Below are 12840 nucleotides of genomic sequence, written 5' to 3' on the forward strand. Positions count from 1 at the left end.
TGTGGTTCCCGCGATGCCTTGCGAGATAAGATCGATTATTTGAGAGGAAATCCAACGGGAGCTAAAAGCTCTGGAACGACGTCACAAGCATTGGTCGATGAAGAAGATATAAGCTCAATTTTTGGTGTTACAATGCCCGACCTGCATTTCCTCCAATTTCCCATGCTGAAACTCGCATCGACCTTGAGTAACGCCTTAAGTGCGGTCATGACCGTAACAGGGATGGGAGCCTGTTTGTCGCGACAGATTTCGCGCAGTGATCTTGCTCAAAGCAAGCGAGTAAGCTGATTTCGGATCGACTGGACGCCAATGACATTGACTACGATGCCAGAGAACATCGCCTCCACGTTTTCCAAATTCGGTCGAGGACATTTGTTCACCCTTGACGACCGCACCCGTTTTATTGGCTGCCAATGACCCTGTAGGAAAAGGGACCGTGCTTGTTGAGGACGGATTGAATTTTTATCGCCAACCGGAGCGTGGATGGGCATGCTTCTCGATGTCTAACTTTTATAAAGTGCCTTGAAGAGCAAACAGCGCTCACTACCCTTACTTCGGCCAGCACAGCATCCGGCAAAAGGCTCTCGCGAAGTCATCGATAGAACCTGAAGATCTAATCCAAAACGCTGCTTGCCCCGAAAGGATCGTGATCCTGAAAAGGATCAGCCGATCTTGGAAGTCGAGAGACGTAGCTAGCTAGTTAATGCACGGTCTTTCCAGATCGCTCGCAAAGCCCGTCGGCAAAGACGTTCCTTCTTGAGGCACCAGTGTTCGTCAAGCGCGGTTGCACAGTGGCGACGCTCAACGAGAAGGGTGCCCAAGGTTGTCTGTTCCCGTTGAGATGAAGACGCGCCACGGCCTGACGAGCCACCTCCATGCGATTGCTCTACAGCCGCGCGACTGAGGCGGGATCGATCATTTTTACTTCCACGCCCACCGTCATCGACACGAAGGCATTTGTCCCGCCCACGAAGCCCCCGGAAACCGGAACGGCCTGGCCGATATCGCGGGTCACAGCGACGGGGATGAGGTTGGCGCCTCCCATAGCGCGGTTCGTTGGATCGAACGCGATCCAGCCGGCGCCTGGAACGTATACCTCACTCCAGGCATGCGTTGATCCTTGGTTAGTGCAGCCGATGAACGAGCCATTAGGATTGAACAAGTACCCGGAGACGATCCGAGCGCCAAAGCCTAGGCTGCGCACCGCCTCTACGAATAGTACGGCGAAGTCTCTGCAGGAACCCCACCCCCGATCAAGTGTAGCGAGAGGCGTTTGCGTGCCTTCCTCCTCGCGGCTCTGATAAAAGATAGAGGATGCAATACCCAGACTGATATCCTTCAGGAGGGCCAATGTGTCTGTCGGCCTGCCGGCAATAAACCTGCGCGCCCACATTTCCAGCCGGTTGTCGTTTTCGTTATATTGTTGCGCCGCGAGCGCACCGAGATCAGTCCAATCATCTTCGGTATAAAGAAATGGATAGTTGATCGCAGACGCTGCGATGTGGAACACGGGCCACGATACCGCGCTGAGGTCCACTATAGACGAGCTCTCCACCACGAGGCTGTCATTCCGGTCTTGAAACGTCGCGCCAGCAATTGCATTGCCGAACACATCGATCGACCAGTTGAGCGTTGCCTCAGGGATCGTCGATATATGATGGCTCAGCAGTCTCAATTCTCGCCCTTCGCGCGGCCTGAGCATAAGGCGGTGCGGCGACAGCGACACGTCCTCGCGAAAGCTATAGGTCGTAAGGTGATGAATACTAAGCATGGGCATGGCGATAGACCTCTTAAAGCTACTAGCGAGCCCGCTGCCCTGACGGGGGAAGAGCGTGTCTTTATTGAGCCGCTTCAACGGACGAACTGATCAACCTACCGGACGATGCCGCATTACTGATGATATTGCTGATGTCCGCATCCTAACCCCGGCATCGGGAACTAAACCTCGTTCGCATGTACGATGCCATAGTCATCACAGCTTTCATCCTTGACGCACGTGGCTCTCCAGTCGGAACTGGTGTTCATTGCAGGAAGTCAGTCCTGAGACGTTTGCTGTCCGGCTCGATGATCTCTGTGGCCTTGCTGAACAGGAGATGCGTCATGGGCAGCATCACGAAATGAGATCAGTCTTCGGCTCTGTTCGTCCCACAGAACCAGCCTCACGCATTGCAGGCTTTGCCACAGCGTTATCCTGCCAATTTCACCGAGTTCTGGATGGTTCCGAAGGACCTCAGGCAGGCGATAGTAGGGGACCTTGCTTGAAAGGTGGTGCACGTGGTGGATGCCTATATTGCCGGTCAGCCAACGCAGAGGAGGCGGCAGGTCGTAATGCGAGGCACCGTGCAGGGCGGCCTTTGAGAACTGCCAATCCGACTCTTTCGTCCAATGCGTCTCCTCGAATTGATGCTGCACATAGAAAAGCCAGACGCCCACCGTTCCAGCAAGAAGGACGATCGGCAGATGGACGACGAGGAAAGAGATGGGGCCGATAGCCCAGATCAGTAATGAAGCTACTGCCAAGACCGCAGCGTTGGTAGCCATCGTAGACATCCAGGGAAGGATGCCCTCGCGCATCATACCGATCGGCAGGCGTTGCTGAACCAGAAAGAGCCAAGCCGGACCTATTCCAAACATCACCAGCGGATGCCGATAAAGGCGGTATCCCATCCGTCCCCACCGGGACCGCCGACAGTATTCATTCACAGTGAGCGTGGTAATATCGCCGACGCCCCGCTCATCGAGATTGCCTGCCGAAGCGTGATGCGTGGCATGGGCCTTTCGCCAATAGTCGTATGGGGTCAGTGTCAGGACGCCGATGATACGCCCTGTCCAATCGTCGAAGCGCCGCCGGGCGAAGAAGGAACCGTGCCCGCAATCATGCTGGATCATGAATAGCCGCAAGAGAAAGCCCGCTGCCGGGACGATCAGCATCAAGCCCCACCAAAAGCTCAAATGTACCGCCAACCAGGTCAACGTCCAAAATACGGCGAAAGGGATAACTGTAACGGCCAACTCGAACACGCTGCGACCCGCATGCGGCGTGCGATATCTCGCGAGGATTTTGAGCCAGACTTTTTCATCCGAACGGTGTTGATTGGGCGATGTTGTCTCCTCGATCATTGCTCTTGACCATCTTCCTGCAAAGCTGCCGCGCGATAGAAGTGCTCAGCATGCTGATAAAGATTCTCGGCCTCGACCTGATCACCGGCTTGGGCAGCTTTTTGGGCTGAGACCACATACTGCTCGTATCGTCTTACCAGGGTCTTTGATTTTGATATTGCGATCGCATCCACGGTAGCTCCAAAAGCGCGGGTGGCAGATTGACTGGAATTTCGGCGTCGTGTTTCCAAAAGAATAATTCAAGCCGTCATGAGGCTTGCTCCATAAAAGTCTTGATTTCGGGAACGATTGAGGGCGACGGGTGAAGATGCGTTGACCAGGACGTCGCACCTCCGGGCTGATCGCAGCTAAGGTACAGGCTACTTTTGGCCAGAAGACCATTCTATTTCTTTACGTGCTTGGTTGGTGACGCGCTCGCTTGCTTTACCTGAAAGCCAGGAGATATAGGGGACACTCCTGCGGCCTTATCTTTTTTTGGTTTGCGAACTTCTTTATTGCTGCGAGCTTGGCCTTTGGCCATTTGATTATCCTTCGTGTCAAGTCAAACATCTGATGCGTACGCATATCAGCGATGCCAGCGAACTGCGCATAGCAACGCGGGCCCAACCAAAAACTGGAGTTCCATCTGAACATTTTCGCACTGCTTGAAAATCCCCAGCTAGTTTCGTTTGGTAACCTTTCGCTAAGGTTTCTCCTGAGGCTAAATTCAATTTAGAAAACAAACGGGTAGTGTTTTTTCGATCGCTCATAGCCCGTCAGTTTTGCCAGAAATCCATTGTCAGCCCTGCGAAGAGCATCTTTTATGCCGCCTAAGCGGGAACTCCTCTCAGATCTGCGGCTCTGACGAATTCACGGTCGCGAATGTTTGATACGGGCTCGTTTGCGAAATTCATCGTTGTCTTCCCGCGGTGCCTTTCAAGAGAAGTACTGCGCGACATAACGGATCATTGAGCAAGTATTACGTAGCGTTGGTCGCGGTAAGTTTCACAACAAAATCAGTTGGTATATGTGGCAGGCTTTGCACACCATTCTTCAGTCAAAGTGAGCGGCTCAGATGATTGTGAACCGATTGCACACCGGGCACATTTGTCGCTATCCCGGCTGAAATAGTAATTTCGGACTCACTTGCGACCCATCCACTTAAGGTCACAATCGCCCCCTTGGCGGATACGAAAATGTAGGCACAATCCAAATCTTCCGCACGCACCAAAGCCGCTTCAACCGCAGTTTCGATGTCGAAATCGTCGCAGACAAAGCTGGGCTGCTTTTTCAGCAGTCGCAAGTGGCTTTGACATTGTGCTACCATTGCCTGATGAGAACCCTGAACTAACGCTTGTGCACGTTGCATGGCCTGATCTCTCTCTCGTTGGGGTAATCTAAGGTTTTCGCTTAAGCATGTTTCTAAGCGGTTCGAAAGATAAACTGGCTTGTGCATCAGCAAAGGTAGATTACATCAATTGGTCTAGGCCTCATCCAAATGCTTTTCGAACTGCTCGATTAGAACCTGGGCCGCTTTGTCTCTAACAGCCTGTTGTTTCTGATCGCAAAAATGATGCATTCCGGCCTCCTCTAGGAGGTGATCAAGCCGAGTAAACTCACGTAGGGATAACAGTGAAGTGGAAGACATTTCGTCCTCCTTTTCTCTTTTGGGGCTAGGGCACCTATGGTCACCCTTTGCGACAGCGCCCATGTCATTGGCTGTCGACAAACCAAGTCGTACGACAGGATTATGCTCGTACTAAGGCGGCCAAAAGGTTTAACTCATCAAAAAAGTCACATTGAACGAACGGGAGCGTGACCTGCCTCACCCCACAACACGCGCATCATCATTGTCGAGCTGCGGTTGTTGCGCTGCCAAAGGGAATACGATGGCCTCAATCTAATGCTGGCCCTATGGTGGCCTCTCAATCGTTTCCTGCATTAGCGGTCTGCCGGATTTCAATCGTCATAAACTCTGGTTGGCGGATGGTCATCGCTGAAATGATCAAGCGCGCCTACTGCGAGCGCTTCACAGCCACGCAACTCGCTCGGGGTTTCTGATTAACCTTAGATAGGTGGTGGCGCTTGGTAAAATCTGGACCATTGCGACGAGAGTGTAGACTCTGACGAATTCGGGGCGCATTCTATTTTAAGAAACGCTTGAATAAGCGAATGGACTTGGGAGCGGCGGCTATGAGTCCAAATGACGTCCCGGATAGTTCGAACGACTTACACAGTCTTCTAACGACTTACGCGGGGCTATTCCACGCAAGCAGCGACGAAAAAGAGCTCATTGTTCAGCGCGTGCTTCAATCGTTGCGTCGCAATCCGCATTTCAATGTCGTTCCCATAGATGAAAGAGCGATATTTTTGATGATGCATCGTCTCGTGCGCGGGCGCTCAGATTGAACGCCCGCTTCCTTCGGTGATAGGCCGGCGTGCTGACGGCGGATCTTATCAGCAGTAGGCAATTCATGAGGGATGTTTGACGACCTTAATCGAAGAGCTTTTACTGTGAGGTACATGTTTGGAAAAAATTCCAGCGGACGGTTGCCTTGCCTTGCTTTTGCGCGCTTCGTAGCGCCGATCGCGCTCAACTTTTCATACTCTCATCATCAAGTACGCGTGCCATATGCTCGCTCTCGCTGATTCGCGCTTGGCACGTCGGTTTTTGCGGGCAGCAACTATTGCAGCCCGTTCTGCCTAAATCTCGACTTCAGCTCGATCCTTCCAAAACTTTCGCGTTCTGAAATGCGTTGATGAGGGCCGCTTTGGCGTCAGACGAGGCGGATCGGCGTTCAAGGATATCATTGTCACTAGCGCACTTCATCCATTGTCTTCATGAAAATGGACGTGAACCCGTTTTTGTCACCAAGAAGATCAGCATCTGCACGCTCATTGGCAAGCCGCGCCGCTCGCGTTCTGCTCTTGGCGAAGAACGTTATCTGAAAATGGCTCAGGGCAATTGCTTTTTGCTGTCCGGACTTGCGATCTGACTAGGCAGTTCGCTTGCCGCTAAAACGCGTTTGTCGAAGATGCGAAATCGAACAGTATTGTAAGGGCTTGTTGGTGTCCTGACATCTTCAGTCCTGTCACTTGTTCCCCCGGCTTAACGAGATTGTAACATCCGCGATCACTGCGAACAGTCCGTTTTAGTTTCATCGTTTTTGCGACAGGCAAAATTGCTCTGGAAAAGCCGGTTCTTCGACAGATTGAGAACTTGGTTGCTAATGGTTTGGAAAGCGCGCATGCTAATAGCTTCGGTGGCAATTGAACGGGCGCTGCCGAAATTGGCTTAAAAGCCTTGCCCCAACCAAAGGAGGACGCCATGTCTTCCATTACAACTTTGACTGACATTACTCCCACTGAACTATACCTCATGCAGCGCGTGTTGTTCGATGCAGGTTACGGGGGAGGGAGGGATGCCTCTTCATCATGTCGTGAGATGACCATAGCAGAACGCCTCTTGGTCAACCTAATTCGCAGCGGAGTCGAGGATCCATTGGTATTAGCAAACGCGCTTGAGAAAAGCTTCGGTATGGCAGAAAGGCGGTCGAAATTGTCAAAGCCGCTGATCAATCGCCGTTTGATCCAAGGTATAAACCCCTGATTAGCGGAATACCTGCCGACAGTCTCCCCAGGTCAAAACGCTGCTTCCAGATAACGGACTTCAGCGGCAAAGACTGTACTTCAATGTGGTCTGCCGGTCGCGTCCCGAATGCGCCGGGAGTCTTTCGAAACTTATCCAGACGGGAGGAAACATGGCGGTCTTCGACTATAGCGCTGGCGCAGAGCTTTATCCTTGCAAAACGCAACGGAGAATGACTAAGCTTTTTTATCGAAGGTTTGAGACAGCAGCTGAGGCTCTCCGTTTTGCTATAGAAGAAATGCCCGCTGCGTTGAGAAAAGGCTCAGTCCTCGAGGTTGAAGAGGCACGTTTCACTGAAGGGCAAATGCGCGAATTGTACGACGCTGCTGAATATCCCTTTGCTCGCTTATAGTAACGCGCTTTGAAGCAGGGTGTGGGCGGTAGTTCTTCAGTTGCCTTCATGGCCGATGAACGGATCCTACCGACTTCTCCCCGTTCAATTGATTTCCGAGAAGTGGCTGTTCGAGCAGTAACAGTGGCATGCGCTAATTGCTGATCAAAGATGCTTCTAGCCCACGCCGTGTTTGCATCGGCGTTTCGCATACTACAGCGCAGTTCATGGCGCATAGGTGTTTGACCGGGTTCCTGCCCTCTCGCTGCGTAATCGCTCGGCCTGCCTACGTTTTTGACGGCGCTTGGTCATAACCGATGTATCCGTCCGAGCGGGGCCGCCTTTGAATATTGGATAAAACTGTTCAGACCCTGTCCTTATTCCCAGGCATAAGGACAGTTGGACAGATGGAGATTTTGGGAGGAGACAGCGGGTCTCGGGTGAGCCGTATCGAGGTGATCAACACCGGACGGCGGCGGCGCTTTAGTGAGGATGAGAAGCTGCGGATTGTCGCAGAAAGCTTTGCGGGGAGAGGCCAGGCGTCGGCCACGGCCCGTCAGTACGGCATCAGCCGCTCGCTGTTGAACCGTTGGCGCAAATCGGTTCGCCAGGGTTTGCACGACCAGAAACAAACCGATGGTTTTGTGCCGGCGTTCGTCATGGCGGAGGCTTTGGTGCCGATGAAGCAGGTCACTCCACCTGCTGCGACGGAGCATCCGGTGGCGCCTCCTTCCGGCCGTATGGAGATTGTCGCGGCGAACGGCCGTCGTGTGATCGTGGACGGCAGCGTCGACGTTGAGGTGCTGCTGCGGATCATGCGGGGTGTGGAGACGTTGCGTTGATCACGCTTCCTTCCGGTCAAAATGTGCGGGTGTGGATTGCAACGGGCCATACGGACATGCGGTGTGGGTTTCCATCCCTTGCGTTGCGGGTGCAGGAGGTGCTGAAACTGAACCCTCTGGACGGCAATCTTTTTGTATTCCGCGGTCGCAGCGGATCGCTGATAAAAGTGATCTGGAGTGACGGCCAGGGGAGTTGCCTTTTTACAAAAAAGTTGGACCGCGGCCGGTTTGTCTGGCCGTCTGCGGAAGGCGGCGCGATAGTGATATCACCCGCGCAGCTGAGTTATCTTCTGTCCGGGATCGACTGGAGGCATCCTCAGGAAACTTGGCGGCCGACGAAGGTTGGCTAGCATTATTCAATTGAAAATACAGCGGAAATCTGATCGAATGGCTTCATGATCTCGAAGCCTGTCGATCTTCCTGCGGATGTTGTAGGCGCTTACCTGGCGCTGCTTGGCGAGCATGAAGCCTTGCAGGCTAAACACGCTATCGCAGTTGCGGAAGCGGCCAATGCGCAGGCGATGCTCACAGACAACGAGGCACTGATCGTTGCTTTGGAATTGAAGATCGAGAAGCTCAGGCGCGAGTTGCGAGGCCAGCGCTCTGAGCGCACGGCGCGCCTTCTCGACCAGTTGGAACTGCAGCTCGAGGAACTCGTGACGGCGGCGACGGAGGATGAGGTCGCGGCACAAGCAGCAAGCGCCAGAACCTCGAGCGTACGTTCGTTCACGCGCAAACGGCCGGTGCGCAAGCCATGGCCGGACGATATCGAGCGCGAACGTATTGTCATCGAGCCGCCGACGACTTGCGCCTGCTGTGGCGGTTCGCGCCTGTCGAAGCTGGGCGAGGACGTCACCGAGACGCTCGAAGAGATTCCGCGCCGGTTCAAGGTGATCGAGACGGTGCGGGAAAAGTTCACGTGTCGTGACTGTGAAGGCATCAGCCAGCCGCCGGCACCGTTCCATGCCACGCCGCGCGGCTTCATCGGTCCTCATCTGCTGGCGACGATCCTGTTCGACAAGTTCGGCATGCACAGCCCGCTCAGCCGGCAGAGTGCCCGGTTCAAATGCGAGGGGATCGATCTTTCGACCTCGACGCTGGCCGACCAGGTCGGGTACGCAACAGCCGCTCTCATGCCTGTCTTCGATCTGATCGAGAAGCATGTCTTCGCGGCCGAGCGATTGCATGGTGACGACACGACCATTCCCATTCAGGCCAGGGACAAATGCACGACCGGACGCATATGGACTTACGTATGCGATGACCGGCCATTCGGGGGAACGGCGCCGCCAGCCGCAATCTATTATGCGTCGAGTGATCGGCGCGGCGAACATCCGCAGAAGCACCTGGCCGGATATGGCGGCATTCTGCAGAGCGATTGTTACAACGGGTTCGAGCCGATCGCTGTTGCCGCCACGAAAGAGGTGCCCATCACCTTCGCCTTTTGCCATGCGCATGCGCGGCGGAAATTCTTTGAGCTGGCCGATATCCAGAAAAGTGCGCGGGATCGCAAACGCAAGGGCAAGCCGATCTCGCCGATCGCATTGGAAGCCGTCAAGCGCTACGACGAACTGTTCGAGATTGAGCGACAGATCAACGGATTGAGCGCCGAAGAGCGACTGGCTGTGCGGCAGGAGAAGAGCAAGCCGCTGTTCGATGACATGCGTGAGTGGTTGACGAAGGAGCGCGCCACGCTCAGCAGATCGTCCGAGGTCATCGAGCCAATCGATTACATGCTCAAGCGCTGGGAGGGCTTTGCCCTCTTCCTCGAAGACGGGAGAGTTTGTCTCACGAACAACGCAGCCGAGCGGGCGCTGAGAAGTGTTGCATTGGGAAGACGGAATTGGACCTTCGCCGGTTCCCAGCGTGGGGCCGATCGTGCCGCCGTCATGCTCTCCGTCATCACGACCTGCCGTCTCAATGACGTTGACCCAAAGGCGTGGCTCGCCGATGTCCTGGGTCGCATCGCCGACCATCCTGTCACGCGCCTGCATGAACTGCTGCCCTGGGAGTGGAAACGTGCATCGCCGGCAACCGTCATGCTGGCGGCCTGACGATGGTGGCTTCTGTCGTCCGCCTGAAGGTCACCCTCGATCATGTCGAGCCGATAGTGATGCGGCGCGTTGTCGTGCCGTTCACCATCAGGCTTAGTCGGCTGCACGAGGTATTGCAGGCGGCGATGGGCTGGACCAACAGCCACCTTTACGAATTCCGCATGCGTGACGTCGGCTTTGGTTTGCCTGACGAGGAATGGGGGGATGGTCCGATCGATGCCCGCAGGGTCTCGCTGCTGTCGGCAGTCCAGGACACCGGTGCGAAATCGTTCAAATACCTTTACGACTTTGGCGACGGTTGGGAACACAGCATCAAGATCGAGCGCACCTTTCCTGCAGTCGGCACGGAAGGGCCGATGCTCCTCGAAGCAACGGGACACTGCCCGCCCGAAGACGTTGGTGGTCCATGGGGTTATCAGGAGTTCTGCGAGGCGCTTGCGGACCCGGCGCACGAGCGACATGCCGAAATCCTCGAATGGTGGGGTGGCCGCGATTATGATCCCGCCGCCGCCAACGTCTCGCAGCTCAACAAAGCAGTCGATGACCTGGGCGCAAAATGGGTCCGAAAAGCGCGACGCAAAACCTGAACACTGGGCTGTGGTGAAAGCCGAAACTGGATTTTACCGTGTAAACAACCGGCGGAATAGTTCTTCCGAACGCCGTAGACCTTCGTCCGTCAGGACCAGCGACTTCGACTTGTTCACCGGATCACAGATCAGTCCCTTCTCATGCAACCGGTCCGTCGTCGCCCAGTCAAATCCCTTCCAGGCGCAACGTTCGTTGTGGAGCGTCAGCCATAACAGGGCCAGGACCGCGTCATCGATTTTGTCTTCGTCGATCTCCATTCTGCCATGATATCATGCGCGAAACTTCAAGTCCCGCGGCCCACCTCGGCTTCCGATTACCCACATTGTCGGCGAGTTCCAATGGAAATGCCGAAGGCGATGTCATTGAGGCGGGCTAGGCCTCGCCATACGACCATGTTTCCGGGAGGAGGATCGTGCTTGCGGGCAAGGTAGCCACCGAGCATGGCGATCTGGAGCAAATAGGAGGCAAGGGTCCTGCGCAGGATGCGCGGCGTAGGGCGCGCTGCATCGATGCTGTCGAGTGTCGCAATTTCAGCGGAGGTAAGAATTGTCTCCGGCTCCGCCTCGGGCTTTTCCCGTGCAGACATGGTGAGGAAAAATATCCGCCAACTGACCACCGCAATGAGGGCAAGGAACTTCGCCAATCGATCTGCGGTCTCGAGCCTTGCCTTTTCGGCGCCGCAGCCGGATTTCATCACCTTGTGAAAGACTTCGACTTTCCAGCGCAAGGCGTACCATTCAAGTTTCTCGACGGCGGCGGTGATATCGCCGACCGGCAGATTGGTCACCAGCTTCCAGTCGATCGGCGCACGGTCCGCCGGCGGGTTGATCTCAAGAGCATGGATGTAGGTGAGAAGCTGAGGGGCGTAGCGCTTCCGCTTGCCTTTGGGCGGTAGAGTTTCGATGGTGGCAAATTTCACATGCAGGCGCGCGATTTCGTTCTGGCCGATCTTGACACAATGGCATCCGACCCAAGGCTCTGCCGAGAGCTGGGCGAGGCAGAACAGTTCGTAGATGTCGCTCTCGCGATCGGCCACATGCACACAGCGTCCCGGTGTTCCGATGAGCGTCATTGACTGGCGCAGGTTCTCCAGCCAACGATAGCTTTCCTTCGTCTCGATCGGAACGCGTGTGGGATTTACATGCCGCTTGAGCGTCCAGGTTCCCTTGTACTTCGTACGTGTCCAGAATTTCGCTGCCGTCAACCCAAGCGGCGTGCCTTCCAGCGTTAACGCCAGGCTCGAATGCATCAACATTCCACACAATGTTACCGGGTAGGATCGCCCTGCCTTACAAGCTCCGGCGTTAATGGTCTTGGTGAAGCCGATCTTGCCCAGCCGCGTACGGCTGTAAGTGAACTCTGTCGTGTCCTGCACGATCAGGATCGGGCCTTCATTGTCTGCACAGCGCCTGGCGGTCGCAGCGAAATGGCCAGCCAGCACGCCGTGCTCTGTAACCCGTGGATTGTCGAAGAACCGGTAGGCCGCTTTCGTCGCGGCCCAGTCGCCACACGCCGCCGGGATGGGGTGACCAGGTGCTGACGTCATCTGGTCAAGCAGTCGGTGCATCCGGCGCGCCAGGCGTTTGTCTGGCAGACCTGATGAAATGATTTCATCGCCAAGCCAGCCCGCTTCGCCAGCTTCGATATCCTCGCTCATCTGCGACGCCTCCGTGATTCGGCGTCACAGACAGAATCACAGACGATTCATCGGATGCAACCTCGTCTGCAGTAGATGTGGGTAATCGGAAGCCACCTCGGATGCATACTAACCGATTTGTCTCGTCATCGCCTTAAATTGTGTTGACGCGAATGGTTGCCGCCCTGGATAAAACTGGGCAGCCAAGCTGTAATAATGAGGTCGCAGCGAATTTGCTCCGACCCCATTTTTTAGTCATTGACGGCCTATGTCAGGCTTTGTCGACGACGCCTTTAACGGCGTCTTTGGCATGACCCTTCGCCTGCTGAGCATCGCCCTTCGCTTCCTGGGCGGTACCTTTGGCCTCCAAGCTCTTGTTGTCAGTGGCGTCGCCAACCGCCTGTTTGGCTTTGCCCGTCAACTCATTGGCCTTGCCGGAAACTTTATCGGATGTCGAACCCATTTTAGGTCCTCCTTTGCAAGCAGTACGCGCGACCTCGGAGCAGCTATCCGGTCAGTCACCGGGGCAGTCGGTCTTCGGTAGCTTAACGATCTGCTCTTTTATCAAATGCTCCTCTCAACCTATCGTTCCAGCACCAATGACAGGAAAGGACGCTTATCCCAACCTTCAGCGGTAACAT

At 55.1% G+C, this 12840-nt stretch carries 14 protein-coding genes; 7 read left to right on the forward strand and 7 right to left on the reverse strand.

Features of this window, described 5'->3' with window-relative positions; genetic code table 11:
* Positions 1-288 (forward strand): hypothetical protein (locus VQ830_RS25950; RefSeq protein WP_337271057.1); only part of this gene is annotated, 288 nt, incomplete at its 5' end.
* A 598-nt stretch (positions 289-886) separates the two neighbouring features.
* On the opposite strand, the gene VQ830_RS25955 is transcribed toward VQ830_RS25950, so the two are convergent.
* From VQ830_RS25955 to VQ830_RS25970, 4 genes are all read right to left on the reverse strand, one after another.
* Positions 887-1777: a transglutaminase family protein gene (locus VQ830_RS25955; RefSeq protein WP_337271058.1), complete on the reverse strand. Its 891-nt coding sequence runs from the start codon at positions 1775-1777 to the stop codon at positions 887-889.
* 257 nt (positions 1778-2034) lie between these two features.
* Positions 2035-3120 carry a fatty acid desaturase gene (locus tag VQ830_RS25960; RefSeq protein WP_337271059.1) on the reverse strand — a complete coding sequence of 362 codons (1086 nt, stop codon included), beginning with the start codon at positions 3118-3120 and terminating at the stop codon, positions 2035-2037.
* Positions 3117-3293: a DUF4167 domain-containing protein gene (locus tag VQ830_RS25965; protein ID WP_337271060.1), complete on the reverse strand. Its 177-nt coding sequence runs from the start codon at positions 3291-3293 to the stop codon at positions 3117-3119. Before VQ830_RS25965 ends, VQ830_RS25960 begins: the two co-directional genes overlap by 4 nt.
* 863 nt (positions 3294-4156) lie before the next feature.
* The gene (locus VQ830_RS25970; RefSeq protein ID WP_337271061.1) at positions 4157-4468 is read right to left on the reverse strand and encodes a BON domain-containing protein; all 312 of its coding nucleotides are present in this window, start codon (positions 4466-4468) and stop codon (positions 4157-4159) included.
* A 1959-nt stretch (positions 4469-6427) separates the two neighbouring features.
* Here VQ830_RS25970 and VQ830_RS25975 point away from each other — a divergent pair.
* The 6 genes from VQ830_RS25975 (at position 6428) to VQ830_RS26000 (ending at position 10562) form a co-directional block, all read left to right on the forward strand.
* The gene (locus VQ830_RS25975) at positions 6428-6709 is read left to right on the forward strand and encodes a hypothetical protein (RefSeq protein WP_337271062.1); all 282 of its coding nucleotides are present in this window, start codon (positions 6428-6430) and stop codon (positions 6707-6709) included.
* 151 nt (positions 6710-6860) lie between these two features.
* Positions 6861-7100, forward strand: a complete 240-nt coding sequence (locus VQ830_RS25980) for a hypothetical protein (protein ID WP_337271063.1) — start codon at positions 6861-6863, stop codon at positions 7098-7100.
* A gap of 386 nt (positions 7101-7486) precedes the next feature.
* Positions 7487-7921, forward strand: coding sequence for an IS66-like element accessory protein TnpA (gene tnpA, locus VQ830_RS25985; protein ID WP_337271064.1), 435 nt, complete (start codon positions 7487-7489; stop codon positions 7919-7921).
* A gap of 29 nt (positions 7922-7950) precedes the next feature.
* Positions 7951-8271 carry an IS66 family insertion sequence element accessory protein TnpB gene (gene tnpB / locus VQ830_RS25990; RefSeq protein ID WP_342792463.1) on the forward strand — a complete coding sequence of 107 codons (321 nt, stop codon included), beginning with the start codon at positions 7951-7953 and terminating at the stop codon, positions 8269-8271.
* A 45-nt stretch (positions 8272-8316) separates the two neighbouring features.
* Entirely contained in the window at positions 8317-9975 is a 1659-nt protein-coding gene (gene tnpC, locus VQ830_RS25995) for an IS66 family transposase (protein ID WP_337271066.1), read from the forward strand.
* A 2-nt stretch (positions 9976-9977) separates the two neighbouring features.
* A complete protein-coding gene (locus VQ830_RS26000; RefSeq protein ID WP_337271067.1) occupies positions 9978-10562 on the forward strand; it encodes a plasmid pRiA4b ORF-3 family protein in 585 nt (194 codons plus the stop codon).
* Between the two features lie 33 nt (positions 10563-10595).
* Here the strand turns inward: VQ830_RS26000 and VQ830_RS26005 are convergent, their stop codons facing one another.
* The 3 genes from VQ830_RS26005 to VQ830_RS26015 all read right to left on the reverse strand — a co-directional run bounded on the left by VQ830_RS26005 (position 10596) and on the right by VQ830_RS26015 (position 12662).
* Entirely contained in the window at positions 10596-10820 is a 225-nt protein-coding gene (locus VQ830_RS26005) for a DUF6429 family protein (RefSeq protein WP_105375144.1), read from the reverse strand.
* Between the two features lie 56 nt (positions 10821-10876).
* A complete protein-coding gene (locus tag VQ830_RS26010) occupies positions 10877-12220 on the reverse strand; it encodes an IS4 family transposase (RefSeq protein WP_337271068.1) in 1344 nt (447 codons plus the stop codon).
* A 250-nt stretch (positions 12221-12470) separates the two neighbouring features.
* Complete coding sequence (locus tag VQ830_RS26015) at positions 12471-12662, reverse strand: CsbD family protein (protein ID WP_337271069.1); 192 nt, start codon at positions 12660-12662, stop codon at positions 12471-12473.
* Between the last annotated feature and the right edge of the window lie 178 nt (positions 12663-12840).

This window comes from Oryzifoliimicrobium ureilyticum (assembly GCF_037199735.1).
GTDB classification, from domain to species: Bacteria; Pseudomonadota; Alphaproteobacteria; order Rhizobiales; family Rhizobiaceae; genus Rhizobium; species Rhizobium ureilyticus.